Below are 26719 nucleotides of genomic sequence, written 5' to 3' on the forward strand. Positions count from 1 at the left end.
TGGCGCGGGTTCCGGCCTGGCGCGCGTCACGCCCCTTCGAGGTCCACGCGGTCGTCCGGGTCGAGGTCCAGGACCTCGCGGAGCGCCGCGACCGCATGGGCCCGGTGGTCGTGGAGCCACCGCAGGGCGGCGTCCGTGTCGCCGTGCCGCACCGCCGAGATGACCGCCCGGTGCTCGCGGACGGCTCGTTCCCGGTTGGCGATCTCGGTGTAGTAGAGCGAACGGTACGCGTCAGTGGCGTCCCACAGGGTCGCGATCAGCCGGATCAGCCGGGGCATCCCGGACGCCTCGACCAGCGTGAAGTGGAAGCGGCGGTTGGCCGCGGCCATCTCCGTCACGTCCCCGGCGTCGGCGGCCCGTTCCACCTCGTGCTGGATCCGTTCGAGCGTGGCGGTCAGACCGTCCTCGGCCCGGGCGACGGCGAGCCGGACGGCCTCGGTCTCCAGCAGCTCCCGGATGCGGTAGATCTCCTCCAGGTCGGCGAGCGAGAGTTCGGCGACGAAGTAGCCGCGGTGGACGTGGTGCACGACGAGGCCCTCGGCCTCCAGGGTCTTCAGGGCCTCGCGCAACGGGACCCGGCTCACGTCGAGCCGGGCGGCCAGCGCGTCCTGGCGGATCTGGCCGCCCGGCCGCAGTTCGCCGCTGGTGATGGCGCGCCGCAGTTCCTCCAGGACGAACTGCTGGGCGGTCGGCGGCCGCCGCTTCTGTACCGCGCTGCTCATCGCCTGTGCCTTCCTTCGATCGCTTACCGGCGGACCCGCGCTGCCGGTGCCGTACATCTTCCTATGAAGTACGCGGGGGCGGCCCCAGCCCCAGCTCCGTGAGCAGGGCGTCGGTGTGCTCGCCGAGGCGCGGGGGAGGGCCGTGGTAGGCGGCCGGGGTGGCGTCGAGCGCGATGGGATGGGCGACCTGGCCCGGTCCCGCGAGGTCGGCCGGGACGCGCGGCCCCAGGCCGAGGCGGTCGGCGAGCGCGAACGCCTCGGCCAGATCGTTGATCGGGCCGCAGGGCACCCCGGCCGCCGTCAACTCCTCGCACCACTCCTCGGCCGCCCGCCCGGCGAGCGGGCCCGTCAACGCCTCGACCAGCTCCTCGCGGTGGGCGACCCGGTCGGAGTTGGTGACGAACCGCGGGTCGTCGGCGAGGCCGGGCGTGCCGAGCCGTTCGCACAGCGTCCGGAACTGCCGGTCGTTGCCCACGGCGAGCACCAGCGGCCGGTCCCGCGCCGCGAAGACCTCGTACGGAGCGATGCTCGGGTGCCGGTTGCCCATGGCCCGCGGCACCACGCCGGCGCCGAGGAAGGCCGCCGACTGGTTGGTGAGGGCGGAGAGGAGCGAGCCGAGGAGCGAGACCTCCACGCGCTGACCCTCGCCGGTACGCTCCCGGTGGCGCAGCGCCGCGAGGATGCCGAGGCCCGCGTGGAGGCCGGTGATGACGTCGACCAGCGCGACGCCCGCCTTCGTACCCTGACCGCCCGGCTCGCCCGTGACGCTCATCAGCCCGCCCATGGCCTGCACCAGCAGGTCGTAACCGGGCAGGTGCGCGCCCTCGGCGGAGCCGAAGCCGGTCACCGAGCAGTAGACGAGGCCGGGGTTGGACGCCCGTACCTCCTCGTGGCCGAGGCCCAGCTTCTCCATCGTGCCGGGGCGGAAGTTCTCGACCAGGACATCGGCGCGGCCGACGATGGCCCGGGCCGTCGCCAGGTCGTCGGGGCTCGTCAGATCGAGGGCGACGGAGCGCTTGTTCCGGTTCACCCCGAGGAAGTACGTCGCCTCGCCGTCGGCGAAGGGCGGGCCCCAGGCCCGGGTGTCGTCCCCGGAGCCCGGGCGCTCGATCTTGATCACATCGGCGCCGAGGTCGGCCAGGAGCATCGTCATGTACGGCCCGGCGAGCACCCGGCCGAAGTCGGCGACGACGATGCCGGACAGGGCGCCGCCCGGCGTCGGTGCCCCGGGCTCCCCGGGCGTCCCTGGTCGATCTGCGCACATACCGCTCTCCTCCGCCCGGCGATCGGATCCAGGCGAACGTACGCAGCGGAGAAGGGATATTCAATACTGGATCCAAAATCCGATATCCGGCTAGGCTTCGCCACGCCGTGTTGCCGCAGCCGCCTGGAGGCCGTCCGTGAAGTCGCCCGCCGCGTCGAAGTCCGCACCCGTCCACCCCTTCGATCTGCTCGCCGTCGACGGTCTGTTGACCGACGAGGAGCGCGAGATCCGCGGGACCGTCCGAGCCATGGCGGACCGCGAGCTGCGCCCCCACGTCGCCGAATGGTTCGAGCGGGGCGCCGTCCCGGCCCGGGAACTGGCCCGCGAGCTGGGCGGCGTCGGGGTGCTCGGGATGCACCTGGAGGGTTACGGCTGCGCGGGCACCGGCTCCGTCGCGTACGGCCTCGCCTGCCTGGAGCTGGAGGCCGTCGACTCGGGCCTGCGCAGCCTGGTCTCCGTGCAGGGCTCGCTGGCGATGTACGCGATCTGGAAGTACGGCTCCGAGGAGCAGAAGCAGCGGTGGCTGCCCGGCATGGCGGCGGGGGAGTACATCGGCTGCTTCGGGCTCACCGAGCCGGACGCCGGTTCGGACCCCGGTGCGATGCGGACGCACGCCAAGCGCGACGGCGGGGACTGGATCCTCAACGGCACCAAGATGTGGATCACCAACGGTTCGGTCGCCGACGTCGCCGTCGTCTGGGCCCGGACCGACGACGGCGTGCGCGGCTTCCTGGTGCCGTCCGGCACGCCCGGGTTCAGCGCCCCGGAGATCAAGCGGAAGCTGTCGCTGCGCGCCAGCGTGACCAGCGAGCTGGTCCTCCAGGACGTGCGGCTGCCGGCCGACGCGATGCTCCCGGACGCCCGCGGCCTGTCCGGCCCGCTCGGCTGCCTCAACGAAGCCCGCTTCGGCATCGTCTTCGGGGCCCTCGGCGCGGCCCGCGACTGCCTGGAGACGGCGATCTCCTACGCGGGCGACCGCATCGTCTTCGAACGGTCCCTCGCCTCCTACCAGCTCACTCAGCAGAAGCTCGCCGACATGGCCCTCGAACTCGGCAAGGGCATGCTGCTGGCGCTGCACCTCGGACGGCTCAAGGACGCGGGGCGGCTCACCCCGGAGCAGGTGAGCGTCGGCAAGCTGAACAACGTACGGGAGGCGATCGCGATCGCCCGCGAGTGCCGCACGATCCTCGGCGCCAACGGCATCACCCTGGAGTACCCGGTGATGCGCCACGCGAACAACCTCGAGTCGGTACTCACCTACGAGGGCACCAGCGAGGTGCACGCACTCGTCGTCGGCAAGGCGCTCACGGGCGAGGGCGCCTTCCGCTGACCGCCGGTCCACCCCCTCCGGCGCGGGCCGGCCTCCCTCAGCCGGCGGTCACCTTGGCGAGGAACGCGTCCAGGTTGGTCATCATCCGGTCGATCCGCTCCTCCGCACCCAGGGACTCCTCCTGACGACCCGCCCGGAGCTTGGGCTGCCGCTTGCCGCGGACGTACAGGGAACAGGCCAGGTCGGCGCAGACGTAGATGCCGACCGTGTTCCCCTCGCGTCCGCGGCTGCCCGCCAGCGGGGCGGCCAGCAGGGTGACCCCCGAGGAGGCGTGACCCGTCAGGCAGACCTGGCACAGGCTGGACTTCACCGCGCTGCTCCGGCTCGTGGCCGGTACGCGCAGGGAGATGCCGAGCGGGCCGTCCTCGCGGGGCACGACCACATGGGCGCGCAGCGGCGCACCGGGGTCCACCCAGCCGAGGAAATCGAGGTCCTGCCAGGGAAGTTCGGCGAAGTCGAGAGGCAGTCGGAGCCGGCTCGCCTCGCCCTTCGTACAGTTCACGAAGGACGCACGGATCTGTCGGTCGGTAAGAGGTTCCACTCGTTGGACCGTACACGGACCTCCGGAGCCCGGCACCCGAATTTCGGACCGGCACGGACGGTGGACCCGGACCCGGAGCCGGAGCCGGAGCCGGAGCCGGGGGCCTGGGCCTGCGCCGAAGCCGAGCCCGCGTCAGGTCGAAGCCGAGGCCGGGGCCGAAGCCCGCGTCAGGTCGAAGCCGGAAGCCAGGGCCGAAGCAGCCCGGGAGGCCGGCCCGCCGCCCCGGCCCCGGCTCGGGGCGGGTGTCCGTCCGCTGTGCCGAACGCGCGCGCCCGCAAGCGGTCCGACGGCGCCGGTACTAGCGTGAGCCGGGTGAGCAGTCACCTCGCTCGATCCTGGGTGGAGGCCCTGGCCGCGGTGCTGGCAGGGTTCCTCGCGATGGCCGTCATGGCCGCACTCGGCCTGTGGACCGCCGGAGCCGCCGACCTGCCAGGGGGTTTCGTCCCCCTCGTCGCCGCGGTCGTCGTCATGGCGGCCGGAGGCGAGGTCGACCTCTCCGGTGACGCCGGCGCCCTCGCCGGCACCGACGCCGCACTGACCGCCATGCCGCTCACCGTCACGCTCGTGGGCGCCCTGGTCACCGGGGCCTGCTTCCTGCGCCCCCTGCGCGGGCCCACCGTCCACCGCACCGGCGACATCCTCGCCCGGGCGGGAGGGGTCGTCCTGCTCTGGCTCGCCGTGCTCGCGGGGCTGTCCGCCCTCGCCCGGCACGACTTCCGCATCTCCCTCGGCGGCGAGGAGCAGGGTGACCCCCTGGTCGATCTCTTCGGCGAACTCCTCGACGTGGTCGAGCCCACCGTCGGATTCCGCGCCGACCTCGGACCGACCCTCGGTTTCGGGCTGCTGTGGATCCTCGGCGTGCTCCTCATCGCCCTGCTGGTGTCGCGCCGCGTCGGGCTCCCGCCGGGGGCGGCCCGCTACCACGCGGTCGTCCACCCCGTCGCCTCCGCGATGCTCCTGCTGGTCCTGGCGTACGTCGTGCTCGGCCTGGGCATCGGCCTCGTCGTGGCCGGAACGAAGGGCCACCCGGCCGACACCTTCGCCGTCCTGCTGCTCGGTCTGCCCAACGTCGCGTGGCTCGGCCTGGGCGTCGGCATCGGAGGATCCTGGGAGGGCAGGGCCGACGGGCCGTTCGGCCTGCCGATGCCGCCGATCCTCGACGCGGTGCTGCGGGCACCGGAGGGCGACGACCTCTCGACGGTCGACCTCTCCTCGCTGACCTCGTACGACTCACGGGCCTGGTGGCTGCTTCCCGTCGCCGCCGTCCTGCTCCTCGCGGTGGCCTTCGTCGCGGCCGTCCGCTCGCCCGCCCGGGTTCGTTTCTGGCAGCACGCGCTGTACCTCGCGATCGCCTTCGCGCTCACCATGCTGGTGGTCGCACCGGTCACCCTCGTCGACGCACGGCTGGGGCTCTCCGTCATCGGGATCGGCGACATCGGCGCCCTCGGCGGCGAGGTCCTGCTCCGTCCGCACGTCTGGAAGACGGCCGGTCTCGCCTTCCTGTGGGGCCTGGTCGCCGGCCTCATCGGCGGCTTGCTCGCCGCCCGCGTCCCCCGCTCCGACGCGACCGACGTCGAGGCCCCCGCCCCACGGTGACGAGTCACTAGCCAGACCGGCCAGAACGGCCAGACCGGCCAGACCGACCAGACCGGCCAGGGTCGGACGGTCGCGGCGGAGTCCGCGGCGGGGCGGGAGCCGGCGGCCCGGGTGCCGGTACGGGCGGTGGTACGGGCGTCGGGTGCGGCGCGGGTGACGGCGGTGCGGGAGGGGGTACGGGCTCCGAGGCCCGTACGCGGGGCCCGGCCGCGTCCGTGCGTACGGCCGCCCGCGGCGCCCCGCCGACCGCGAGGATCACCTCGGACACGACGGGTGCGGCGGGTGCGACGGGCCGCTCTCCCATGCCGGAATTTTACCGTCCGAAGCCGATCCGCGCCGGTGAGAGGGGCCGGTATCGTGGGTGGCCCGCTCGACCGAGGGTCGATCGGGGCCGATCGTGGACGAAGGGGGCCGAGCCGTGCCGAAGGGTGTCACCAAGCGCCGGCCCCGTACGCGCGCGGCCCTGCTCAAGGCGGCGCTCGAGACCTTCGCCGAGCACGGGTTCCACGCCGCGTCCATCGAGCAGATCTGCGAACGCGCCGGCTACACCCGAGGGGCGTACTACTCCAACTTCGCGAGCAAGGAAGAACTCTTCCTCGCCCTCTTCGACGAGCACAGCGAGCGGATCGTGCGCCGCCTCGCCGAGGCGGTCGACTCGCTCACCGCCGAGGAGTACACGCTGGAGCGGCTGGCCGACCTCGCCTCCCGCGTCGACCCCGACGAGCGGGACTGGTACCTGGTCACCACCGAGTTCACCCTGCACGCCATCCGCGACCGGCAGGCGGCCTGGGTCCTCGCCCGCCACGACGCGCGGCTCCGCGCGGAGATCGCCCGCGGGCTGCGGACCGTACTGCACCGGGCGGGACGCGAACTGACCGTGGACGCCGACCGGTTCGCGCGCGTCCTGATCGCCCTGCGCGAGGGTGGACTGGCCCAGAGCTACGTGGAGCCGGACGAGCTGCCCCCGGGAAGCCTCGAACGCGACTTCCTGGCCCGCCTCCTGGAGGCGTCCACCCGCCCCCTGCACCCCGCGGACCACGGGACCGGCCAGCCCCGCCCCTGACGCCGGCCCGACGCCGGCCCGACGCCGGTCCCGGCGCGGACGGCGGTCAGCCGAAGAGGTCCGGGGTCCGAGGCCGTGATGCCCGGCAGGAGCGTTCCACGCCTCGGCGACCCGTTCTGTCTTGCGCCAGGGGAGGGGTGCTGGCTACGTTCCTCCGAACGCCCCCTAGAAAGCGCTTACTGACCGGGAGCCCGCCTCGTGCCGACATCGGACGTCCTCATCTACACCCGTACGGCGGGCTACCGCCACGACTCCATCCCGGCGGGCGCGGCCGCCCTCGCCGCGCTGGCCGGCGCGGCGGGCCACGGCACCGAGACGACGGAGGACCCGACGGCGTTCAGGCCCGGCCGGCTGCGCCGTTGTGCGGCGGTGATCTTCCTGTCGACGACGGGGGCGGTGCTCGATCCTGAGGGCCGTACGGCCTTCGAGGCGTACGTCAGGGGCGGCGGGGGCTTCCTCGCGGTCCACGCGGCGGCAAACGCCGAACCGGACTGGCCCTTCTACGGTGACCTCCTCGGCACCCGCTTCGCCGGCCACCCGGAGATCCAGCCGGGCGTCGTCCGCGTGGAAGCCCCCGACCACCCCGCCACGGCCGGGCTGGCGGCCCGGTGGGCGTGGACCGACGAGTGGTACGACTTCACGTCCAACCCCCGGGGGACGGGCGTACGCGTCCTGGCGACGGCCGACGAATCCACCTACGAGGGCGGCACCCTGGGCCCGGACCACCCCTTGGTCTGGTGCCGGGAGGTGGACCGCGGCCGCGTCCTTTTCACCGCCCTGGGCCATGCGGCCGAGGCGTACGAGGACACCGCCTTCCGCGCCCATCTCGGGGGAGCGCTGGCCTGGGTGACCGGAGCGACGTCCTGACGGCGTGAACGGACGGTGCGCCCGGAGCCCTTGCCCCCGGCCCACCGTCACCCCCGCGTACCGCCTCCGATTGCGCCGCGGGCCCCGGCGCGGGAGGGTTCCCTGGGAGCCTGCAGGAGGAGACGACATGGGTATCGCCACCGTGAATCCGGCGACCGGCGAGACGCTGCGCACGTACGACACCCACGGGGACGAGGAGATCGAGCGGCGCGTCGCGGCCGCGCACGACACCTTCCGGCACTACCGCACCACCTCCTTCGCCGAGCGCGCCCGGCTGATGCGCCACGCCGCCGATCTGCTCGACGAGGACGCGGAGGACGTCGCCCGCACGATGACCACCGAGATGGGCAAGCCGATCGCCGCCGCCCGGGCCGAGGCGGCCAAGTGCGCCAAGGCCATGCGCTGGTACGCCGATCACGCCGAGGAGCTGCTCGCCGACGAACACCCCGCCGAGGCCGACGTCCGCGACTCCGGGGCCGACACCGCCCGCGTCCACTACCGGCCGCTCGGCACCATCCTCGCCGTCATGCCGTGGAACTTCCCGCTCTGGCAGGTCATCCGGTTCGCCGCGCCCGCGCTGATGGCCGGCAACACCGGTCTCCTCAAGCACGCCTCCAACGTCCCCAGGACCGCCCTCTACCTCGGTGACCTCTTCCGCCGCGCCGGGTTCCCGGAGGGCTGCTTCCAGACCCTCCTCATCGGGTCCGGCGCCGTCGAGGCCGTCCTCCGGGACCGTCGGGTCGCCGCGGCCACGCTGACCGGCAGCGAGCCGGCCGGCCGCTCGGTCGCCGCGATCGCCGGCGACGAGGTGAAGAAGACCGTCCTGGAGCTCGGCGGCAGCGACCCGTACATCGTGATGCCCTCGGCCGACCTTCCCCGGGCGGTGAAGACGGCCGTCACCGCGCGCGTGCAGAACAACGGCCAGTCCTGTATCGCCGCCAAGCGCTTCATCGTCCACCAGGACGTCTACGACGACTTCGCCGAGCGCTTCACCGCTGCGATGAGCGCTCTGACCGTCGGCGACCCCCTCGACGAGTCCACCGACGTGGGCCCCCTCGCCACCGAGCAGGGCCGTGCCGACCTGGAGGAGCTGGTCGACGACGCCGTGGGGAAGGGCGCCACGGTCCTGTGCGGCGGCGGCCGCCCGGAGGACCGGCCGCGCGGCTGGTTCTACCGGCCGACCGTGCTCACCGGCATCACGCCTGCGATGCGCATCCACCAGGAGGAGACCTTCGGCCCGGTCGCCACCCTCTATCCGGTGACCGACATCGAGGAGGCCGTCGCCGTCGCCAACGACTCGCCGTTCGGCCTGAGTTCGAACGTGTGGACCCGCGACGACGAGGACATCGCCTTCTTCGTACGCGACCTCCAGGCCGGCGGGGTCTTCGTCAACGGCATGACCGCTTCCCACCCGGCGCTCCCCTTCGGCGGCATCAAGCGCTCCGGGTACGGTCGCGAGCTCGCGGGCCACGGCATCCGTGAGTTCTGCAACGCGACGACGATCTGGCAGCGCGGCTGAGGGGCGGGGGAGGGGCGGGCGGCTGCCCGCGCGCGACCGCGCGCCTCCCCGTCCGGCCTCCCGCTCGCCCTCCCTCGCTCAGCCTTCGCGCGTCCAGGCCAGCAGTTCGTCCGCCGACCAGGTGTTGATCACGCGCTCCACCGGCACCTCGCACTCCTCCGCCCGCGCACACCCGTAGATCTGCCATTCCAGCTGCCCGGGCGCGTGGGCGTCGGTGTCGACGGCGAAGTACACGCCCGCCTCCACCGCTTGGCGCAGCAGCCGGCGAGGCGGGTCGAGACGTTCCGGGCGGCTGTTGATCTCCACGGCCGTGCCCGCCTCGGCGCAGGCGGCGAAGATCCGCTCGGCGTCGAACTCCGACTCGGGGCGCTGCCGTCCGCCGCTCACCAGCCGTCCCGTGCAGTGGCCGAGGACGTCCATCAGCGGATTGCGTACGGCCTTCTCCATCCTCCGCGTCATCGCCGCCGCGTTCATCCGCAACTTGGAGTGAACGGAGGCGACCACCACGTCGAGGCGTTCGAGCAGCTCCGGCTCCTGGTCGAGGGAGCCGTCCTCCAGGATGTCGCACTCGATCCCGGTCAACAGCCGGAACGGCGCCCAGCCCTGGTTCAGCTCGGCCACCACGTCCAGCTGTTCGCGCAGCCGATCCGGCGACAGGCCCCGGGCGACCGTGAGCCGGGGGGAGTGGTCGGTCAGGACGGCCCACTCGTGGCCGATCGCCGCCGCCGTACGCCCCATGTCCTCGATCGTGCTGCCGCCGTCCGACCAGTCGGAGTGCAGATGGCAGTCGCCGCGCAGCGCCGCCCGCAGCGTCTCGCCGCCCTCGGCGCGCGGCACGTCGATCTCCTCCTCCAAGCGCGCCAGGTAGGCGGGCACCCGGCCCGCCAACGCCTCGCGTACCACCGCCGCGGTCTTCGGGCCGATGCCCTTGACCGACTCCAGCGTTCCGCCGGCGGCGCGGCTCTCCAGCTCGCCGTCGGCCATCGCGGCGACGGCCCCCGACGCGGTACGGAACGCGCGTACGCGGTAGGTCGGCGCCTGCGAGCGCTCAAGGAGAAAGGCGATGCGGTCCAGCGCCGCCACCGGATCCATGTGCGACTCCCTTCCGTGACTCCTGCGGCCATGCGGCCCTCGCCGCGTCCGTCGCTCCGGCCGTGCCCGCGTGCGTCGTCTGCGTGTCCTTCGGCGCGATCGGCGGTCAGTTCGTGGACTTCGCGACCGTCGCGGGTACGGGCCCGATCTCGCACCACACCGCCTTGCCCTCGCCGCGCGGTTCGACTCCCCACCGCGAGGCCAGCGCGTCCAGGAGGAGCAGCCCGCGCCCCGAGGTCGCCGCCTCGCCGGGCGTCCGCCGGCGCGGCCAGGCGCTCGACCGGTCCTGCACCGACAGACGCACCCGCCGCACCGGTTCCGGCAGCACCTCGAGGGTGAGCACCGCGCCCCCCTCGGTGTGCAGCAGGACGTTCACCAACAGCTCGCCGGTCAGCAGCTCGGCGTCGTCCGCGAGCGCGTCCATGTCCCAGTCCCGCAGCGCCTGCCCGACCGCCGCGCGGGCGTCCGAGAGCCCCTGCGGGTCCGCCTGGTGGATGTACTGGTGGATGCGGGGCGCGCGCGGAGTGCCGGGGTCCGGGCTTCGCCGCAGCACGAGCAGTGCCACGTCGTCGCCCGCGCCCCACCGTTCCCACAGCCGCTCGGAGAGGTGGTCGGCGAGCGCCTCCGCCTGCGGGGGCCCGGTCCGCATCGCCTCGGCGAGCGCCGCGAGGCCCGTGTCGATGTCCGCGCCGGGCTGTTCCACCAGCCCGTCCGTGTGCAGGACGAGCGTCTCACCGGGCACCAGGTCGAGCCGGGTCTCCGGGAACTCCTCCTGCCCGAAGACCGTGGCCAGGCCCAGCGGCATGCCCCCACGGAGCTTGGGCCGGCCCACCCGCCCGTCGGTGTGCCGGATCATCGGGTCCAGATGCCCGGCGCGCACGGCGCGCACCGTGCCCCCGGAGAGGTCCACCTGGGCGTAGGTGCAGGTCGCGAAGCGATTGGTGTCGAGCTCCGCGAGGAAGCGCGAGGCGCGGGCCAGCACGGTGGAGGGGGCGTGACCCTCGCCCGCGTACGCCCGCAGCGCGATCCGCAGCTGACCCATGATCGCGGCGGCGTGGGTGTCGTGGCCCTGGACATCGCCCACGACGATGCCGACCCGGCCGCGGGGGAGCGGGATGACGTCGTACCAGTCGCCGCCGACCTGCCGCCCGCTCCACGCCGCGTGGTAGCGGACGGCGATCTCGCCGCCCGTGATCTCCGGGATGCGGCGGGGCAGCATCGTCTCCTGGAGGCCGGTGGCGAGTTCCCGTTCCTCGTCGAAGAGGAGGGCGCGCTGGAGGGACTGGGCGACGATCGCGGCGAGACCGAGGGCGAGGTTGCGCTCGTCGGCGCTGAAGGTGGTACGGCCCCGGTAGAACAGCGCCATGCCGCCGAGGGACCGGGCCTGGGCGACCAGCGGCAGATAGCAGGCGGCCCGGAACCGCATCCGGGCCACGTACGGCGCGAGCTCAGGGAAGTCCCGCCCGAGGCCGGGGAAGGAGGGGACGAACCGCGGCCGCCCGCTCAGCACGGTCTCGGCGAGCGGCAGCCCCCGGTCGAGCCGCCGGGACCGGAAGTCGTTCAGGACCTCCATGGACTCCCCGCTGAGCGCGATGATGTTGAGCGAGCCGTTCTCCACCAGGCCGAGCGCCAGGCCGTCCGCGCCGAGGCGGGCGAGGCCACCGGGGCCGGTGAGCGCGGCGGTGACGTCGTCGACGGTCACCGCGCGGGAGAGGGCGTGCGTGGTGCGCTCGACGATGCTGGTCTGCAGCTCGCGGCGGCGCTCCAGCTCCAGGACGAAGTCGGAGTGCGTGACCTCGGCGGTGGTGTCGCGGACGATGCCGACGATCCGGTGCGCCATGCCGTCGGGCTGGCGCAGGATCCGCGCCTGCACGTGCGTCCACTGGGGTGTCCCGTCCTCCCGGTCGAGCCGGAAGTGCGCGCTGTACGAGGTCTGGCCGCTGATGATCGCATGACGGATCACCGCGTCGAGATCGGCGCGCTCCTCGGGCGGCAGCGCCTGGACCAGCGTGGCCGGCCGCCCGTCGAACCCGTTCGGCCCCATCCCGAAGACCAGCAGCCCGGCCTCGTCGACATCGATGGTGCCTGTGTCGAGATCCCAGTCGAAGCTGCCGGTGCGGTTCATGGCGAGCCGCTCGGTGGGCCCGATCTCGCCACTGCGGGTGCGCCGGTCGTCATCGGTCATCCCCCCTATTGTCGAACCCGCCTCCCCCCGACGCCATGGCGGCGACACGGCGCGCCGGGGGAGTTTTGTGCGCGGCGCGGGATTCCGGGGTTGCCGGGCTCCGGTCCGGGTGGCGGAGCGGGGGCGGGGTGTCACTGCCGGTCGCCCGGATGCGGCAGAGGATGCGGGCCGCGAGAATGGCCAGTGCCGGAAGAACGAGGAGGCGGCATGAACGCTGAGCCCGAGAAGACATTCCGGGGGGAAAGCCCGACGCCCGACAGCCTGCTGCATGCCGGGTCCGAAGGCGAGTTCACGGCGGAGGACCTGGTCCTCGCCTCCGGCCGTGACATGAGTCCGAAGAACCTGGCCTGGGCGGAACGCCGCATGGCGGAGAAGGGCCGCGCTTCCCTGGACGAGCTCCTTCCCTAGGCCGTGGCCCGCGACCTCGGCCCTGCCCCGCGACCCCGGCCTCGCCCCGCACCGGAACACGGACGCTTCGCCGGGCGGGGCCGGGGCCGCGTGGTGCGTGCGCGCAGGGAAGGGGCGGGCGCGACGCCGACGGTGCGTACGTACGCAGGTGCGCGGGAGTCCCACGCCGCGACCCCGCCGTCGCCCCGGGAGCCCGGGGTCTTCACCGGCCGATCGGCAGGCCGTGATCCTCCTTGACGCGCTTCATGATGATCTGCGAGTTCACCTCGGTGACGCCCGCCAGAGACGTCAGCCGTTCGATCCACAGCTGCTCGTACGCCGCCAGGTCGGCCACCGCGATGCGCAGCAGACAGCCGGGGCTGCCGAAGAGGCGGTACGCCTCGATGACGTCCGGGATGTCCTGCAGCGCCTCCTCGAACGCCTTGACGGTGTCCCGGTCCCGGCGCACCTCGATGGAGACCAGGACCTCGAAGCTCCGCCCCACGGCCTCGGGGGCGATGACGGCGCGGTACCCCTGGATCACCCCGTCCTGTTCCAGCTGGCGGACCCGGCGCATGCACGCGGAGGCGCTCAGCCCGATCCGCTGGGCGAGCTCCAGGTTCGTCAGACGGCCGTCGGCCTGGAGCTCGCGCAAGATGCTTCGGTCGATTCGGTCCATCACGCAATGATGCAGCGCGGAAGCGCGCGAAGGAAACCGACTTCGCAATCGCGTTGCGCGGGAGCTGCCCTATTGTTTCGGCGACGATGGCGGACCGTGCGGTGTGGACCGTCTGTTCGACTCGACCCCAGCGCGACCCCAGGGCGCCCCCACCCCCCACCCCCAAGGCAGACGCAGATGACTCGCGACGACGACCGGACCCGGCGGATCGTTCTCCTCAGCACCGGCGGCACCATAGCCAGCCGCTGGCAAGGCACGGGTTACGCCGCCGATGCGCCGGGCGACGACGTCCTGGCCACCGCCGCGCTGCCGGAGGGCATCGCCGTCGAGGTCGTCGACCTGTTCAACGTCAACAGCTCCCGTATGACCACCCGGCGCCAGCTCACGCTGCTCCGCACGGTCCGGGAGACGCTGGCGGACCCGGGCGTCGACGGCATCGTGATCACCCACGGCACCGACACCCTGGAGGAGACGGCCTTCCTGCTGGACCTCCACCACGACGACCCGCGCCCGGTCGTGCTGACCGGCGCGCAGCGGCCGCTGGGCACCGCCGACGGGGACGGGCCCGGCAACCTCTGCGACGCGCTCCAGGTGGCCGCCAGCGTGCGCGACCTGGGCGTCCTCATCGTCTTCGACGGTCTCGTGCACGCGGCGCGCGGCACGGTGAAGACCAAGACCCTCGCCGTCGACGCCTTCTCCGACCCCTCCGAGCGGGCGCTCGGCAAGGTCGGCTTCAGCCAGGTCCACGTCCAGCGCCGACCGGACCGGTCCGCGCCCCTGCCGCTGCCCCCGGCCGCGTACATCGCCGAGGACGCACCCGAGGCCGCGATCGAGCCCCTGCCGCGGGTCGACATCGTCACCCACCACTCCGACGGCGACCCGGTGCTGCTGAACGCGGCGGTGGCGGCCGGCGCGCAGGGGATCGTCCTGGTGGCGACCGGCGCGGGCAACGCCACGCCCGAGATAGCCGTCGCCGTCGCCGACGCGGTCGCCCGGGGCGTCCTCGTCGCCGTGACGACCCGGGTCCCCGCCGGGCCCGTCGCCGAGATCTACACCGGCGGCGGAGCGGTCGACCTCGTCCAGGCCGGGGCCGTTCTCACCGGTACGCTCCGGGCCGGCCAGGCCCGTATCGCCGTGCTCGCCGCGGTCCTCGCCGCATCGGACCCCGCGCGCCGCGCGGAGGTCCTGGGCCCTCTGCTGAACGGCCCCGTGCGCCCGGAGCCCGCCCTGACGGCGGCCGGCTCCCGCTTCTCGGCGGGCTGAGGGCTCGCCGGCCCCGGCGACCGCGCGGCGCCGGCCGACACCCGGCCGCCGCCGCGAACGACCCCTGGTGCCGTGTCTCGGCGCCGGGACCTGACGCCTGGACCGCCGTACGCCATCCCGGGCCCCCTCGCCGCACCCCGGTCCAGCACCTCAGCCTCACCCGGCTCCCCGATAGGCCCGCCCCGGGGCTTCCCCATTAATGGAACACGTTCTACCGTGGCCGCCGTCGCGCGCACCGCACCAGGACGCTGCCCCGGGAGGCCCCATGCACCTCGAGTACACGCCCGCCCAGCACCGCCTGCGCGCGGAACTGCGTGCGTACTTCGCCGAACTCGTCCCGGACAACGTCTACGCCCGCTACTCCGACCCGGCCGCCCAGAAGCGCTTCTACCGCGAGACCGTGCGCCGGCTCGGCTCCGACGGATGGCTCGGGGTCGGCTGGCCCGTCGCGTACGGCGGGCGCGGTCTCGGCGCGATGGAGCAGTTCATCTTCTTCGACGAGGCCGCGCAGGCCGGGGTGCCGCTGCCGCTGATGGCCCTGAACACGGTCGGGCCGACGATCATGCAGTTCGGTACGGACGAACAGAAGGCGTACTTCCTGCCCCGGATCCTCTCCGGGGAGATCGACTTCGCGATCGGCTACAGCGAGCCCGACGCGGGCACCGACCTCGCCGCCCTGAAGACCCGCGCGGTCAGGGAGGGCGACGAGACCACCGGTCACTACACCGTGAACGGCCAGAAGATCTGGACGACGAACGGCGACACCGCGGACTGGGTCTGGCTCGCCGTCCGCACCGACCCGGACGCCCCGCCGCACAAGGGCATCACCATGCTGCTCGTACCGACGTCCGACCCCGGCTACTCCTGCACCCTCATCAACACCCTCGCCTCCCACGACACCACCGCGAGCTACTACGACGACGTCCGCGTCCCCGCCTCCCGCCGCGTCGGCGAGGAGAACAAGGGCTGGCGCCTGATCACCAACCAGCTCAACCACGAACGCGTCACCCTCGCCGCCCACGGCACCATGGCGATCCGCGCCCTCCACGACGTCCAGCGCTGGGCCGCCGACACCGAACTCGCCGACGGCCGCCGGGTGATCGACCTCGGCTGGGTCCGCCGCTGCCTGGCCCGTACCCACACCCGGCTCGACGCGATGAAGCTCCTCAACTGGCAGATGGTGCACGCCGTCGAACACGGCACCCTCACCCCCCAGGACGCCTCCGCCGTGAAGGTCTACGGCTCCGAGGCCCGCCGCGACGCCTACGCCTGGCTCATGGAGGTCGTCGGCTCGGCGGGCCCGCTCAAGGAGGGCTCGGCCGGCGCGGTCCTCCACGGCGAACTCGAGCGCGGCTACCGCTCCGCCGTCATCTTCACCTTCGGCGGCGGCAACAACGAGATCCAGCGCGAGATCATCTCCTGGATCGGCCTGGGCATGCCCCGCGTCCGCCGCTAGCTGTTGCCGGCCATGACGTTGGTGACGCTCGCGTGGAGCCGTGAGGCTGGAGGACGGTTGCCGGTGGCGGGAGGCCCACGAGATCAGGGAGCGCACGAAGACTGCGGCGCGGTAGTTTGCGCCGTTGTCGGTGATCACGCGCACGACCCGGTGAATGCCGTGGGCGGCGAAGAACGCGCGGGCGCGGCTGAGGAACGCCACGGTGGTGGCGGCCTTCTCATCGGGAAGGGATTCGGTGTAGGCCAAGCGGGAGAATCCGTCGACGGCAGAGTGCAGGTAGACGTACCCGCCCTTGGCGCCACCGATCTTCGCGCCCAGCCCGAGTTCGCCGTGCGTGTCGTACCGGTTCTTCCACTTGGACAGACAGGCGCGGAAGACACCGGCCTCGGCGGCGACGTGCGCGATCGGACGGGTGCGGCAGCGCTCCACGAGCCTTCGGCGTCCCTCGATGTTCAAGGGGGCGTTCGCGTGTGTCACCGGACGACCTCGGTGCTCCGGCCGGCCGTGAGGGCGGTGAGGAGGGGGAACGCGATGAGCAGCGCGACCGCGACGAGGAGTCCGCTTGCCCAGAGCGGCCCAAGGTCGCCGGCTTCGGTGCCGAGGGTGGCCGCAGCGATGACGGGGCCGACGGCGGCGCCCACGTTGAGCGCCGCCGTCGCATACGAGCCGGCCATGGTGGGGGCTCCCGCGGCCTCGTAGAGGACCCGCGTGATCAGCGTGCTGCCCAGCGCGAACGACAGTGCGCCCTGCACGAACACGAGAATGAACAGGGCGACCGGCTCGTTGGCCAGCATCGCGAGGGCCAGCCAGCCGATGAGCAGCAGCGGGCCGCCGACTGCGATGACTGGACCGGGGCGCCGGTCGGACAGTCGGCCGGCGACGGTGACGCCCACGAAGGAACCGGCGCCGAAGAGCACCAGGGCGACAGAGATCCACAATTCGCCCAGCCCGGCGCTGTCGGTCACCACGGGGGCGAGGAAGGTGAGGCTTCCGAAGGTTGCCGCGTTGACCAGCGCGCCGAGCAGCATCACCAGAATCAACGGCGGCCGTGTGAGCTGGGCGAGCTCCGCTCGCAACGCCGGCCTGCCAGTCGCCTCCTCTTCATCACGTCCTGCTGGGATTCCCTTCAGGATGCCGAGAGCTGCCGGCAGGCAGAGAGCGGCGACAGCCCAGAATGTGGCCCGCCAGCCGAGCAACGAGCCGAGCACCGAGCCGCCAGGGACACCGGCGATCGTGGCCACCGTCGTGCCTGACAGCAGCACGGCCAGCGCACGTCCCTTCTTGTCGGGTGAGACCAGCGTGGCGGCAGCCGTCAGAGCGACGGCAAGGAACCCTGCGTTCGCGAGCGCGGCGACGACCCGGGTGGCGAACAGGACGGGGAAGCTGGTGGTGATGGCCCCCACGGCGTGAGCTGCCGCGAAAGTGAGGATGAACCCGAGAAGGCTGGAGCGCCTGGGCCAGTTGCGGGCAAGCGCGGCCACAAGGGGGGCACCGACGATCATGCCGACCGCGAAGGCCGAGGTGAGCGTGCCGGCTGTCCCAACTGTGACGTCGAGGTCTGAGGCGATGTCCGGCAAGAGGCCGGCGAGCATGAATTCCGAGGTGCCCATGGCGAAAACCGCCATGGCAAGCAGGTACAGCGGGAGAGGCATCGAGTGGCTCCGAGGTGAGGAGAAGCACGAGAAGGTCATCTCGTCACCGCGGCCAGCCCCAAGGGCACACTCGCCCGGCCGCAGAATGCGGCGCGACGACAGGGCTACGAGCTCAGTGGTTCAGGGGGCTGACGGCGTGACCGAAAGCCCCCACCTTGTCTGACTCAGGACTCGACATGGCCCGCACGCTACCTGACCGATGCCCGTCGAAGCATCTTGGTTTCACTGACATCGGCCTGAGTCACCAACGTCATGCCCCGCAACAGCTAGGTCGTGTCTTGCGGGACTTTCGCAGCTCAGGATTGATCGAAGGAGACCTCCCAGGATGATCCTGTCAGTGGGAGGCCGTAGCGTCAGAGGCATGATCTCCGCGACGGGCCAGGCCGCGGGCCCCTAGGACGCAGCCTTCCTGCCGCGGCTGCGGACGTCCTCACGCTCTAGTCGCCCGAGAAGCCGCTCAACAACCCTCGCCAACTCGTCGTTGTCATCAACCAGCCGCTCCAGCATCCCTGTCGGCGGCCGGGGCCCAGGCCTTCGCCCGGCCCGGGACACCGAGCGTCCTCGACGAAGTTCCATGACGAGTGCCATCCGTGTCTCCTTCCTCCCGCGCCTCACCTCGCGCAAGCCGATTCTCCGTGATCCGAAGGAAACGGCCTAGGTCGCCTGCAGCAGCTCGATCCGCAGTCGCCTGCGGCGTCATGGGATCCGCGCGGTGAGCCCCCGCCCGCCGACTCGGCCGGCCGAGCGCGGCCCGCACGCCCGGGCGGCGTCCCGGCTGAGTACGATCACCCACGCCGGTCTGAGTACGCGAGCGGTCGCCCGCCGCGCGGGGCGCCGGGAGGGTGGACGTATGCGCCGACTACTGCTGCTCGCACCGCTGTTGCTGTTCGCCGTCGGTTGCGGCGTGGTGCCGACCGCCGAGGACGAGGCGACGGACGCCGCGCGGGAGGTGGCCCGGAAGGCGGGCGAGCGGCTCTACGGCCAGCGTCCGCGCACGGCGGAGGAGGTCGGGCGTTCCGCCTCCGGTATCGACGGGGTGGAGGTCCTGCGGCTGACGGGTACCTCGACGCACGACGGGGACGGTGTCGACGTGGTCGTCCGCACGTCCGGCTCGGCGTACGCGGAGTGGCGCGACGCCGAGGAGGTCGTCGTGGAGCGCTGTTTCGCGGTGCGGGTGTCGCCCAGGACGGAGTGGCGTGAGGAGCCCCGGGACGCCGACTGCCCGGACGGCCCTCCGCTGGTCTTCGCCCCGCCGCCCGAACCGCCCCCGCTGCCCTACGAGGAACTGGACGCGAAGCTTCCCCGGGTACCGGAGGGCGGCCGGGCCGACGAGGCCGCGGTACGCCGTGTGCTCGCCGCCCTGGACCTGCATCCGACGATCCGTACCGAGGTGAAGGCGATCGGCGGACGGGTCGGTGTGCTTCTGTCGCTGCCGGGCAACGGCTTCGACCCGCAGGACTGCCTTCTCGCCCGCGTGGCCCCCGGCGAGACGGCGGTGTGGTCGCCGACCCGGATCCAGCGGATGCCCGGCGAGGGCGGCTGCAGCGTCACCAGCGCCCTGAACCGGCTAGGGCCCCCGCACTGAGCGGGCCCGGCGACTCCGGGCGAAGCCCCTCCCGCGTCGGCCGCGCGCCGTCAGCGGCGGGCGTGGCGGACCTTCAGGCGGCCGAACCCCAGCGTCCCCGAGATCCGGATCCTGGGCCCACCGCCGGAGCCGGGGCGGCGAGGCGGCGTGTAACGAGAGTCCTTCCACCCCGTGTGAAGGTCGTCGAGGTCGACGACGGCGTCGCGCGGCACCGTGATCCTGGCCTTGCCGGTGCCGAGAAGCAGCTCGATGTCGACCGCCGGGTGCTCGAACACCGCCCGGGACAGGTCGAGGCGCACCCTTCCGAACGCCGACTCGACCTTGAGCGTCCGCGGCACCCGCCAGGCGCCGCGGCGACGGATCCGTCCGGCCGCGACGGCGATCGTGGACGTCGTGCCCGCGCTCTCCGGAGGAAGGGAGGCCGTGGCCGCGACGAGGTCGCCGCGCGTGGTGGCGGTGAGCACGCGGTCGAGGCCTTCGTCCATCTCCTCGTGCGAGAGGTGCCCTTGGGCGTACGCCTCCTGCAGTCGCTGGACGGCCGTGTCACGCGCGTCCTCGCCGATCGGCGACGACGGGGAGTCCGGGAGAGAGGTCACCGTCTCACTCTAGGACCGAGCGGACGGTACGAACATGGCGAGCGCGCACGGCGATCGGAGACTGAGCGAACCTTCGACGGCCCCTCCCGCCCGGGCCCGCGCCGCCGCTCGCTTCGCGGCCAGGGCGCCGCCGGGCCCGGCGTGTCGTGTCCGGCCGTCGGCCCGCCCCTCGCGTGTCGCCTCCGGTCCGTGTCCTGTACGGCGCGGCCCGGGCCGGCCCGCGCCGACGGCCGTGCGCCCCCGCCCCGTACAAACTCCGCAGACCGGCCGCCATACTGGACGGGCCGGGGAGGGTGCGACGAATCGACGGGGGCGACACCACGAGATGGCGGAAACCAGGCTGATCCAGGGCCGCTACCGGCTGCACGACGTGATCGGGCGCGGCGGCATGGGCGAGGTGTGGCGCGCGACCGACGAGTCGCTCGGCCGCCGCGTCGCGGTCAAGTGCCTCAAGCCGCTGGGGCCCCAGCGGGATCCCGACTTCACACGGGTCCTCCGCGAACGCTTCCGGCGCGAGGCACGGGTCGCCGCCTCCCTCCAGCACCGCGGCGTGACGGTCGTCCACGACTTCGGCGAGTCCGAGGGCGTGCTCTTCCTGGTGATGGAGCTGCTGGAGGGCCGGAACCTCAGCCAGCTCCTGGAGGAGAACGCGCAGCATCCGCTGCCCGTCCCCGACGTCGTGGACATCGCCGAACAGGTCGCCGACGCCCTGGCGTACACCCACCGCCAGGGCATCGTGCACCGGGACCTCAAGCCGGCCAACATCATGCGGCTCGGCGACGGCGCCGTGAAGATCTGCGACTTCGGGATCGCGCGCCTCGGCGCCGACATCGGCTTCACCTCACGCCTCACCGGCACCGGCATCGCCATGGGGACGCCGCACTACATGTCACCCGAGCAGATCAGCGGCGGCGAGGTCGACCACCGCAGCGATCTCTACTCGCTGGGCTGTGTGCTGTACGAGATCGCCACGGGCGCGCCGCCGTTCGACCTCGACGACGCCTGGGCCGTCCTCGTCGGCCACCGGGACACCCCGCCGCGCCCCCTGCGGACCCACCGCGCGGAACTGCCCGACTATCTGGACCGGATCGTCCTCGACCTGCTGGCGAAGACGCCTGACGGGCGGCCCACCGACGCCGGTGATCTGCGCCGCCGGATCCTCACCGCCCGAACGGGCCCTGTCCCGACCGCCGTTCACGGGCCCGCCACGGCGTTCCACCCGACGCCGGCCGCCCGGGCCGCCACGGGGACGACCATGCGGACCCTCTCGCACCCCGGGCCCACGACGACGGCGTCGGCCACGCCGGACGCGACCACCAGCGCCACGGCCACCGCGACGGCGACCCCGCTCGGCTCCTCCCTCCTGCCCTCCTGGACGCGGGGCATGACCGTCGGCCACAAGGCGACAGCCGGCTCCGCCGCGCTGCGGCAACCGGTCTACGACCCGGCCGTCGGGCTCACGGGGGAGTGGACCACCGCGTCACCCGCCGTGCCCCCGGCCCTGCCGCCGACCCCTTCCGGCCCCCAGCCCGCCCACCCCGCCGCCCCACCGGAGCTGATCGCCGTGCTCGACGGGCGGCACCGGGCCGGTCTCGGCCTGGGCCGGCTCGGCCGCTGGGAGGAGGCGAGCGACGTCCACCGCTCCGTGGCGCACGACCGCGAGCGGGTCCTCGGGCCCGACCACACCGACACCCTCGCCAGCCGGTACGAGTTCGCCTTCACACTCAGCAGGCTCTCCCGCCCGGCCGACGCCCTGCGCGAGTTCGGCCGGGTCGCCGAGGGGCGGGCCCGCGCGCTCGGGCCGGACCACCCCGAGACCCTCGCCGCGCGCCAGGAGACGGCGTACGTCCTGGGCCGCCTCGGGCGGCACTTCGAGGCGCACGACGTCTACGCCTCCGTGCTTGCCTCCCGCGAACGCACCATGGGCCCCGACCACCCCGACACCCTGCGCTGCCGTCACAACCTGGCCTTCAACCTGGGCCGCCTCGGCCGGACGGAGGAGTCGTACCGACTGGCCAAGGAGGTCGCCGAGGCGCGGGCCCGGCTGCTCGGCGCCGACCACCCCGACACCCTGGTCACCCGCTACGAGGTCGCCTCCACCCTGGGCCGGCTGGGCCGCTGGTCCGAGGCGCTGAACGGCTACCGCGAGGTCGCCACGGCCCGCGGCTCCGTCCTCGGCCCCGACCACCCGGCCACGCTCGCCGCCCGCTACGAAGTCGGCATCTGCCTGGGCCGGCTCGGCCGCGGCGCCGAGGCCCTGGAGCTCTACCGCGACCTGGTGGCCGACCGCACCCGGATCCACGGCCCCGAGGACCCCGAGACGCTGCGCGCCCGGCACGGCCTCGGCGTCAACCTCGGTCGCCTCGCCCGCTGGGAGGAGGCCCTGGCGGAGGCGCGGGACGTGTGCGCCGTCCGCGAGCGGGTCCTCGGCGCCGAGCACCCCGACGCGCTGCTCAGCCGCCGCGAGGTGGCCGTCTGTCTCGGCTGGCTGGACCGCTGGGAAGAGGCACTGACCGCCTACCGGCAGGTCGCCGAGGTCCGCGAGCGAGCGCTGGGTGCCGAACACCCCGAAACCCTCACCGGGCGTCACGACGAGGCGCACTGCCTGGAACGGCTCGGCCGCCACGCGGAGGCCGTGGAGCTGTACCGCAGGGTCGCGGCCCTGCGCCACCCGGCCCCCTGACCCCGCGGCCGCAACCGCCCCGCCACCCGGCCCCCTGACCCCCCGGCCGCAACCGCCCCGCCATCCGTGTGGCCACCTCACCCCGACCCCGCCGTGGCCACCTCACCCCGCCCCCCGACGTCCCTCGCCAGCCGACCTCGGCCCCTCCCACGCCCGGTTCCCCGGGCGGAGGGCGGGGTTCCGCGCCGGGAGTGCCGCGTGTTAGCAAGGGACATGACCGCACAGCGCTCGTACGACGCCGTCATCGTCGGCGGTGGCCACAACGGACTGGTCGCCGCCGCCTACCTCGCCCGCGCCGGACGCACCGTCCTCGTCCTGGAACGCCTCGGCTCGACCGGCGGCGCCGCCGTCTCCACCCGGCCCTTCGCCGGGATCGACGCCCGCCTCTCCCGGTACTCCTACCTGGTCTCGCTCCTGCCGCAGAAGATCGTGCGCGAACTGGGGCTGCGGTTCGCCGTGCGGAAACGGTCCGTCTCCTCGTACACCCCGAAGGGCGACGGCGGGCTCCTCGTCGGCGGCGGACCCGACCGGACCCGCGCCTCCTTCGCCGCCCTCACCGGATCGGACCGCGAGTACGAGGCGTGGCAGGCGTTCTACGGCCGTACCGCCCAGGTCGCCGAGCGCGTCTTCCCCACCCTCACCGAACCGCTGCCCACCCGGGACGAACTGCGCGCCCGCGTCGACGACGAGACCGCCTGGCGCATGCTGTTCGAGCGGCCCATCGGAGCCGCGGTCGAGGAGACCTTCGCCGACGACCTCGTCCGGGGCGTCGTCCTCACCGACGCCCTGATCGGCACCTTCGCCGACGCCCACGACCCGACCCTGCTCCAGAACCGCTGCTTCCTCTACCACGTGATCGGCGGCGGCACCGGCGACTGGGACGTCCCCGTCGGCGGCATGGGCGCGCTCACCGACGCCCTCGCGGACGCCGCCCGCACGGCGGGCGCCGAGATCCGCACCGGGCACGAGGTCACCCGCATCGAGACGGACGGCCGCCGCGCCGCGATCGGTTACCGCACGGCGGAGGGCGAAGGGACGGTCGAGGCCACGCACGCGCTGGTGAACGCCTCCCCGCAGACCCTCGCCGCCCTCCTCGGCGAGACGGCCCCGACGCCCGCCGAAGGCGCCCAGCTCAAGGTCAACATGCTGCTCACCCGGCTGCCCCGGCTCCGGGACCGGTCCGTCGACCCGCGCGAGGCGTTCGCCGGGACGTTCCACATCGCCGAGGGGTACGGGCAGTTGGCGACCGCCTACGCCGAAGCGGCGGCCGGCCGGCTGCCGAGCACGCCGCCCTCCGAGATCTACTGCCACTCCCTGACCGACCCCACGATCCTCGGCCGTGACCTCGCCGCGCGCGGCTACCAGACCCTCACCCTCTTCGGACTGCACACCCCCGCACGCCTCTTCGCCGCCGACCACGACACCGCCCGCGCCGACCTGCTCAAGGCGACCCTGGCGGAGCTCGACGCGGTTCTCGACGAGCCGATCACCGACTGCCTCGCCCTCGACGCGGACGGCCGCCCGTGCATCGAGGCGAAGACCCCCCTCGACCTGGAACGCGATCTGCGGCTCCCCGGCGGCCACATCTTCCACCGCGACCTCTCCTTCCCCTACGGCGAGGACGGCTCCGGACGTTGGGGCGTCGAGACCGCCCACCCCAACGTGCTGCTGTGCGGCGCCGGAGCCGTCCGGGGCGGCGGGGTCAGCGGCATCCCCGGACACAACGCGGCGATGGCGGCGCTGGGGCGGTGACACCCCGGCGACCGCCCGTCGGCGCGCCCCCGCCGAGGACGTGAAGCTGATCTGCGACCGTGCTTAAGAAAACCTCGATGGACCTCGGGCCCGGCGTACGGAAGATTCTCCTGTGGGGATCTTGGCGTGAAACCGCGCCCGGACCCCCTCACTCACAGGACTCGTACGTCGGGAGCCACGGCATTGAAGGCACTGGTCAAGCAGAAGGCGGAGCCGGGACTCTGGCTCACGGACGTGCCGGAGCCGGAGATCGGCGCCGCGGACGTACTGATCAAGGTCAAGCGGACCGGGATCTGCGGGACGGACCTCCACATCCGCTCCTGGGACGGCTGGGCCCAGAAGACCATCGCCACCCCGCTCACCCTCGGCCACGAGTTCGTCGGCGAGGTCGTCGAGACCGGCCGTGACGTCGCGGACATCCGGATCGGCGACCTGGTCAGCGGCGAAGGTCACCTCGTCTGCGGCAAGTGCCGCAACTGTCTGGCCGGCCGCCGCCACCTCTGCCGCGCCACCGTCGGCCTCGGCGTCGGCCGCGACGGCGCGTTCGCGGAGTACGTCGCCCTGCCCGCGTCCAACGTGTGGGTGCACCGCGTCCCCGTCGACCTCGACATCGCCGCGATCTTCGACCCCTTCGGCAACGCCGTGCACACCGCCCTCTCCTTCCCGCTCGTCGGCGAGGACGTGCTGGTCACCGGCGCGGGCCCGATCGGCATCATGGCCGCCGCCGTCGCCAAGCACGCCGGCGCCCGCCACGTCGTCATCACCGACGTGAGCGAGGAGCGCCTCGACCTCGCCCGCAAGGCGGGCGTGTCGCTGGCCCTGAACGTCGCCGAGCAGACGATCGCCGACGGACAGCGCACGCTCGGCCTCAAGGAGGGCTTCGACGTCGGCCTGGAGATGTCCGGCAACCCGCGCGCGATGCGCGACATGGTCGCGAACATGACCAACGGCGGCAAGATCGCGATGCTCGGCCTGCCCGCCGAGGACTTCTCCGTCGACTGGGCGAAGATCGTCACCTCGATGATCACCATCAAGGGCATCTACGGCCGCGAGATGTACGAGACCTGGTACGCGATGTCGGTGCTCCTGGAGGGCGGCCTCGACCTCTCCCCGGTGATCACCGGCCGGTACGACTACCGCGACTTCGAGGCGGCCTTCGACGACGCCGCCTCCGGCAAGGGCGGCAAGATCATCCTCGACTGGAGCGGTACGGACTAGAAGCCGGTCGCCGTCCCCGCCCCCTCCCGCCTCTCCACCTCCCAGGAGCCCTCCGATGTTCTCCTCCGTCCGCGACGATCTCCGCACCACCCTCGACGAGATCCGCGCCGCCGGCCTGCACAAGCCCGAGCGGGTCATCGGCACCCCGCAGTCCGCCACCGTCGCCGTCACCTCCGGCGGGCGGCCCGGCGAGGTGCTCAACTTCTGCGCCAACAACTACCTCGGGCTCGCCGACCACCCCGAGGTGATCGCCGCCGCCCACGAGGCGCTCGACCGCTGGGGCTACGGCATGGCGTCCGTGCGCTTCATCTGCGGCACGCAGGAGGTCCACAAGGAGCTGGAGGCGCGGCTGTCGTCGTTCCTCGGCCAGGAGGACACGATCCTCTACTCCTCCTGCTTCGACGCCAACGGCGGAGTCTTCGAGACGATCCTCGGCCCCGAGGACGCCGTCATCTCCGACGCCCTCAACCACGCCAGCATCATCGACGGCATCCGCCTCTCCAAGGCGCGCCGCTTCCGCTACGCCAACCGTGACATGGCCGACCTGGAGCGCCAGCTCAAGGAGGCCACCGAGGGCGGCGCCCGGCGCAAGCTGATCGTCACCGACGGCGTCTTCTCCATGGACGGCTACGTCGCCCCGCTCGACGAGATCTGCGACCTGGCCGAGCGTCACGACGCCATAGTGATGGTCGACGACTCGCACGCCGTCGGCTTCGTCGGCCCCGGCGGCCGGGGAACGCCCGAGCTGCACGGCGTGATGGACCGCGTCGACATCATCACCGGCACGCTCGGCAAGGCCCTCGGCGGAGCCTCCGGCGGTTACGTCGCCGCCCGCGCCGAGATCGTCGCCCTGCTGCGCCAGCGCTCCCGCCCGTACCTCTTCTCGAACACCCTCGCCCCGGTCATCGCCGCCGCCTCCCTGAAGGTCATCGACCTGCTGGAGTCGGCCGGCGAGCTGCGCGAGCGCCTGCGCGCCAACACCGCGCTCTTCCGCTCGCGGATGACCGAGGAGGGCTTCGACGTCCTCCCCGGCGACCACGCCATCGCCCCCGTCATGATCGGCGACGCGGCGGAGGCCGGACGGATGGCGGAGCAGCTCCTGGAGCGCGGGGTGTACGTGATCGGCTTCTCGTACCCCGTCGTCCCGCAGGGCCAGGCGCGCATCCGTGTCCAGCTGTCGGCGGCCCACTCCACCGAGGACGTCAACCGCGCGGTCGACGCGTTCGTCGACGCCCGCGCCGCCCTGCGAGACTAGGTCCCGACCGGTCA

At 73.1% G+C, this 26719-nt stretch carries 21 protein-coding genes and 1 pseudogene; 13 read left to right on the plus strand and 9 right to left on the minus strand.

The genetic code is table 11. The features are described from left to right. Positions 1 to 26 precede the first annotated feature (26 nt). Positions 27 to 722: a GntR family transcriptional regulator gene (locus ACZ6RC_RS17375; protein WP_453616949.1), complete on the minus strand. Its 696-nt coding sequence runs from the start codon at positions 720 to 722 to the stop codon at positions 27 to 29. Between the two features lie 61 nt (positions 723 to 783). Then, positions 784 to 1986, minus strand: a complete 1203-nt coding sequence (locus tag ACZ6RC_RS17380) for a CaiB/BaiF CoA transferase family protein (protein WP_469583778.1) — start codon at positions 1984 to 1986, stop codon at positions 784 to 786. A 136-nt stretch (positions 1987 to 2122) separates the two neighbouring features. Here ACZ6RC_RS17380 and ACZ6RC_RS17385 point away from each other — a divergent pair, with 136 nt between their 5' ends. Beyond that, positions 2123 to 3316 carry an acyl-CoA dehydrogenase family protein gene (locus ACZ6RC_RS17385; RefSeq protein ID WP_391137363.1) on the plus strand — a complete coding sequence of 398 codons (1194 nt, stop codon included), beginning with the start codon at positions 2123 to 2125 and terminating at the stop codon, positions 3314 to 3316. Positions 3317 to 3353: 37 nt separating this feature from the next. Here the strand turns inward: ACZ6RC_RS17385 and ACZ6RC_RS17390 are convergent, their stop codons facing one another. Continuing rightward, on the minus strand, positions 3354 to 3857 hold the full coding sequence (locus ACZ6RC_RS17390; protein ID WP_391137360.1) for an FBP domain-containing protein: 504 nt from the start codon (positions 3855 to 3857) through the stop codon (positions 3354 to 3356). A 312-nt stretch (positions 3858 to 4169) separates the two neighbouring features. Here ACZ6RC_RS17390 and ACZ6RC_RS17395 point away from each other — a divergent pair, with 312 nt between their 5' ends. The 4 genes from ACZ6RC_RS17395 (at position 4170) to ACZ6RC_RS17410 (ending at position 8902) form a co-directional block, all read left to right on the plus strand. Continuing rightward, complete coding sequence (locus tag ACZ6RC_RS17395; protein WP_469583783.1) at positions 4170 to 5453, plus strand: streptophobe family protein; 1284 nt, start codon at positions 4170 to 4172, stop codon at positions 5451 to 5453. A 418-nt stretch (positions 5454 to 5871) separates the two neighbouring features. Continuing rightward, entirely contained in the window at positions 5872 to 6516 is a 645-nt protein-coding gene (locus ACZ6RC_RS17400) for a TetR/AcrR family transcriptional regulator (protein ID WP_469583786.1), read from the plus strand. Between the two features lie 198 nt (positions 6517 to 6714). Continuing rightward, positions 6715 to 7383, plus strand: a complete 669-nt coding sequence (locus ACZ6RC_RS17405; protein ID WP_469583789.1) for a ThuA domain-containing protein — start codon at positions 6715 to 6717, stop codon at positions 7381 to 7383. A 127-nt stretch (positions 7384 to 7510) separates the two neighbouring features. Then, complete coding sequence (locus tag ACZ6RC_RS17410) at positions 7511 to 8902, plus strand: NADP-dependent succinic semialdehyde dehydrogenase (RefSeq protein ID WP_391137348.1); 1392 nt, start codon at positions 7511 to 7513, stop codon at positions 8900 to 8902. 78 nt (positions 8903 to 8980) lie between these two features. Here the strand turns inward: ACZ6RC_RS17410 and ACZ6RC_RS17415 are convergent, their stop codons facing one another. Further along, positions 8981 to 9994, minus strand: a complete 1014-nt coding sequence (locus ACZ6RC_RS17415; RefSeq protein ID WP_469583793.1) for a PHP domain-containing protein — start codon at positions 9992 to 9994, stop codon at positions 8981 to 8983. A gap of 106 nt (positions 9995 to 10100) precedes the next feature. Then, positions 10101 to 12179 (minus strand): SpoIIE family protein phosphatase, encoded by a 2079-nt coding sequence (locus ACZ6RC_RS17420; RefSeq protein ID WP_469583796.1) that lies wholly within the window; start codon positions 12177 to 12179, stop codon positions 10101 to 10103. 207 nt (positions 12180 to 12386) lie between these two features. Here ACZ6RC_RS17420 and ACZ6RC_RS17425 point away from each other — a divergent pair, with 207 nt between their 5' ends. Beyond that, complete coding sequence (locus ACZ6RC_RS17425; RefSeq protein WP_391137340.1) at positions 12387 to 12587, plus strand: hypothetical protein; 201 nt, start codon at positions 12387 to 12389, stop codon at positions 12585 to 12587. Positions 12588 to 12789: 202 nt separating this feature from the next. Here ACZ6RC_RS17425 and ACZ6RC_RS17430 read toward each other — a convergent pair whose 3' ends face one another. Continuing rightward, positions 12790 to 13245: an Lrp/AsnC family transcriptional regulator gene (locus ACZ6RC_RS17430; RefSeq protein WP_391137337.1), complete on the minus strand. Its 456-nt coding sequence runs from the start codon at positions 13243 to 13245 to the stop codon at positions 12790 to 12792. A gap of 177 nt (positions 13246 to 13422) precedes the next feature. On the opposite strand from ACZ6RC_RS17430, the gene ACZ6RC_RS17435 reads away from it, so the two are divergent. Both ACZ6RC_RS17435 and ACZ6RC_RS17440 read left to right on the plus strand, forming a co-directional pair. Beyond that, positions 13423 to 14508 (plus strand): asparaginase, encoded by a 1086-nt coding sequence (locus ACZ6RC_RS17435; RefSeq protein ID WP_391137334.1) that lies wholly within the window; start codon positions 13423 to 13425, stop codon positions 14506 to 14508. A 265-nt stretch (positions 14509 to 14773) separates the two neighbouring features. Then, a complete protein-coding gene (locus tag ACZ6RC_RS17440; RefSeq protein WP_469583802.1) occupies positions 14774 to 15964 on the plus strand; it encodes an acyl-CoA dehydrogenase family protein in 1191 nt (396 codons plus the stop codon). A 95-nt stretch (positions 15965 to 16059) separates the two neighbouring features. On the opposite strand, the pseudogene ACZ6RC_RS17445 reads toward ACZ6RC_RS17440, so the two are convergent. Both ACZ6RC_RS17445 and ACZ6RC_RS17450 read right to left on the minus strand, forming a co-directional pair. Continuing rightward, positions 16060 to 16267: pseudogene (locus tag ACZ6RC_RS17445) on the minus strand (DDE-type integrase/transposase/recombinase); the annotation flags it as partial. A gap of 170 nt (positions 16268 to 16437) precedes the next feature. Next, positions 16438 to 17616, minus strand: coding sequence for a Cmx/CmrA family chloramphenicol efflux MFS transporter (locus ACZ6RC_RS17450; protein ID WP_469583806.1), 1179 nt, complete (start codon positions 17614 to 17616; stop codon positions 16438 to 16440). A gap of 850 nt (positions 17617 to 18466) precedes the next feature. Here ACZ6RC_RS17450 and ACZ6RC_RS17455 point away from each other — a divergent pair. Next, positions 18467 to 19201: a translation initiation factor IF-2 gene (locus ACZ6RC_RS17455; RefSeq protein WP_469583809.1), complete on the plus strand. Its 735-nt coding sequence runs from the start codon at positions 18467 to 18469 to the stop codon at positions 19199 to 19201. Positions 19202 to 19251: 50 nt separating this feature from the next. Here ACZ6RC_RS17455 and ACZ6RC_RS17460 read toward each other — a convergent pair whose 3' ends face one another. Continuing rightward, a complete protein-coding gene (locus ACZ6RC_RS17460) occupies positions 19252 to 19797 on the minus strand; it encodes a DUF1707 SHOCT-like domain-containing protein (RefSeq protein WP_469583811.1) in 546 nt (181 codons plus the stop codon). Between the two features lie 325 nt (positions 19798 to 20122). Here ACZ6RC_RS17460 and ACZ6RC_RS17465 point away from each other — a divergent pair, with 325 nt between their 5' ends. The 4 genes from ACZ6RC_RS17465 to ACZ6RC_RS17480 all read left to right on the plus strand — a co-directional run bounded on the left by ACZ6RC_RS17465 (position 20123) and on the right by ACZ6RC_RS17480 (position 26705). Beyond that, positions 20123 to 22480 (plus strand): serine/threonine-protein kinase, encoded by a 2358-nt coding sequence (locus tag ACZ6RC_RS17465; RefSeq protein ID WP_469583817.1) that lies wholly within the window; start codon positions 20123 to 20125, stop codon positions 22478 to 22480. Between the two features lie 213 nt (positions 22481 to 22693). Beyond that, positions 22694 to 24232 (plus strand): phytoene desaturase family protein, encoded by a 1539-nt coding sequence (locus ACZ6RC_RS17470; RefSeq protein WP_469583820.1) that lies wholly within the window; start codon positions 22694 to 22696, stop codon positions 24230 to 24232. 183 nt (positions 24233 to 24415) lie between these two features. Further along, positions 24416 to 25450, plus strand: a complete 1035-nt coding sequence (gene tdh / locus ACZ6RC_RS17475; RefSeq protein ID WP_391137311.1) for an L-threonine 3-dehydrogenase — start codon at positions 24416 to 24418, stop codon at positions 25448 to 25450. 55 nt (positions 25451 to 25505) lie between these two features. Beyond that, positions 25506 to 26705, plus strand: a complete 1200-nt coding sequence (locus tag ACZ6RC_RS17480; RefSeq protein ID WP_469583825.1) for a glycine C-acetyltransferase — start codon at positions 25506 to 25508, stop codon at positions 26703 to 26705. The last annotated feature ends 14 nt before the right edge of the window (positions 26706 to 26719 follow it).

Source organism: Streptomyces sp. NPDC048353 (assembly GCF_055587165.1).

What these genes read in the sequence shown, in the direction of transcription:
- ACZ6RC_RS17425 (WP_391137340.1), top strand. Translation starts at nt 12,387, where the DNA reads ATGAACGCTGAGCCCGAGAAGACATTCCGGGGGGAAAGCCCGACGCCC.
- ACZ6RC_RS17410 (WP_391137348.1), top strand. Translation starts at nt 7,511, where the DNA reads ATGGGTATCGCCACCGTGAATCCGGCGACCGGCGAGACGCTGCGCACG.
- ACZ6RC_RS17420 (WP_469583796.1), bottom strand. Translation starts at nt 12,179, where the DNA reads ATGACCGATGACGACCGGCGCACCCGCAGTGGCGAGATCGGGCCCACC.
- ACZ6RC_RS17465 (WP_469583817.1), top strand. Translation starts at nt 20,123, where the DNA reads ATGGCGGAAACCAGGCTGATCCAGGGCCGCTACCGGCTGCACGACGTG.
- ACZ6RC_RS17380 (WP_469583778.1), bottom strand. Translation starts at nt 1,986, where the DNA reads ATGTGCGCAGATCGACCAGGGACGCCCGGGGAGCCCGGGGCACCGACG.
- ACZ6RC_RS17415 (WP_469583793.1), bottom strand. Translation starts at nt 9,994, where the DNA reads ATGGATCCGGTGGCGGCGCTGGACCGCATCGCCTTTCTCCTTGAGCGC.
- ACZ6RC_RS17480 (WP_469583825.1), top strand. Translation starts at nt 25,506, where the DNA reads ATGTTCTCCTCCGTCCGCGACGATCTCCGCACCACCCTCGACGAGATC.
- ACZ6RC_RS17435 (WP_391137334.1), top strand. Translation starts at nt 13,423, where the DNA reads ATGACTCGCGACGACGACCGGACCCGGCGGATCGTTCTCCTCAGCACC.
- ACZ6RC_RS17430 (WP_391137337.1), bottom strand. Translation starts at nt 13,245, where the DNA reads ATGGACCGAATCGACCGAAGCATCTTGCGCGAGCTCCAGGCCGACGGC.
- ACZ6RC_RS17375 (WP_453616949.1), bottom strand. Translation starts at nt 722, where the DNA reads ATGAGCAGCGCGGTACAGAAGCGGCGGCCGCCGACCGCCCAGCAGTTC.
- ACZ6RC_RS17455 (WP_469583809.1), top strand. Translation starts at nt 18,467, where the DNA reads ATGCGCCGACTACTGCTGCTCGCACCGCTGTTGCTGTTCGCCGTCGGT.
- ACZ6RC_RS17450 (WP_469583806.1), bottom strand. Translation starts at nt 17,616, where the DNA reads ATGCCTCTCCCGCTGTACCTGCTTGCCATGGCGGTTTTCGCCATGGGC.
- ACZ6RC_RS17440 (WP_469583802.1), top strand. Translation starts at nt 14,774, where the DNA reads ATGCACCTCGAGTACACGCCCGCCCAGCACCGCCTGCGCGCGGAACTG.
- ACZ6RC_RS17470 (WP_469583820.1), top strand. Translation starts at nt 22,694, where the DNA reads ATGACCGCACAGCGCTCGTACGACGCCGTCATCGTCGGCGGTGGCCAC.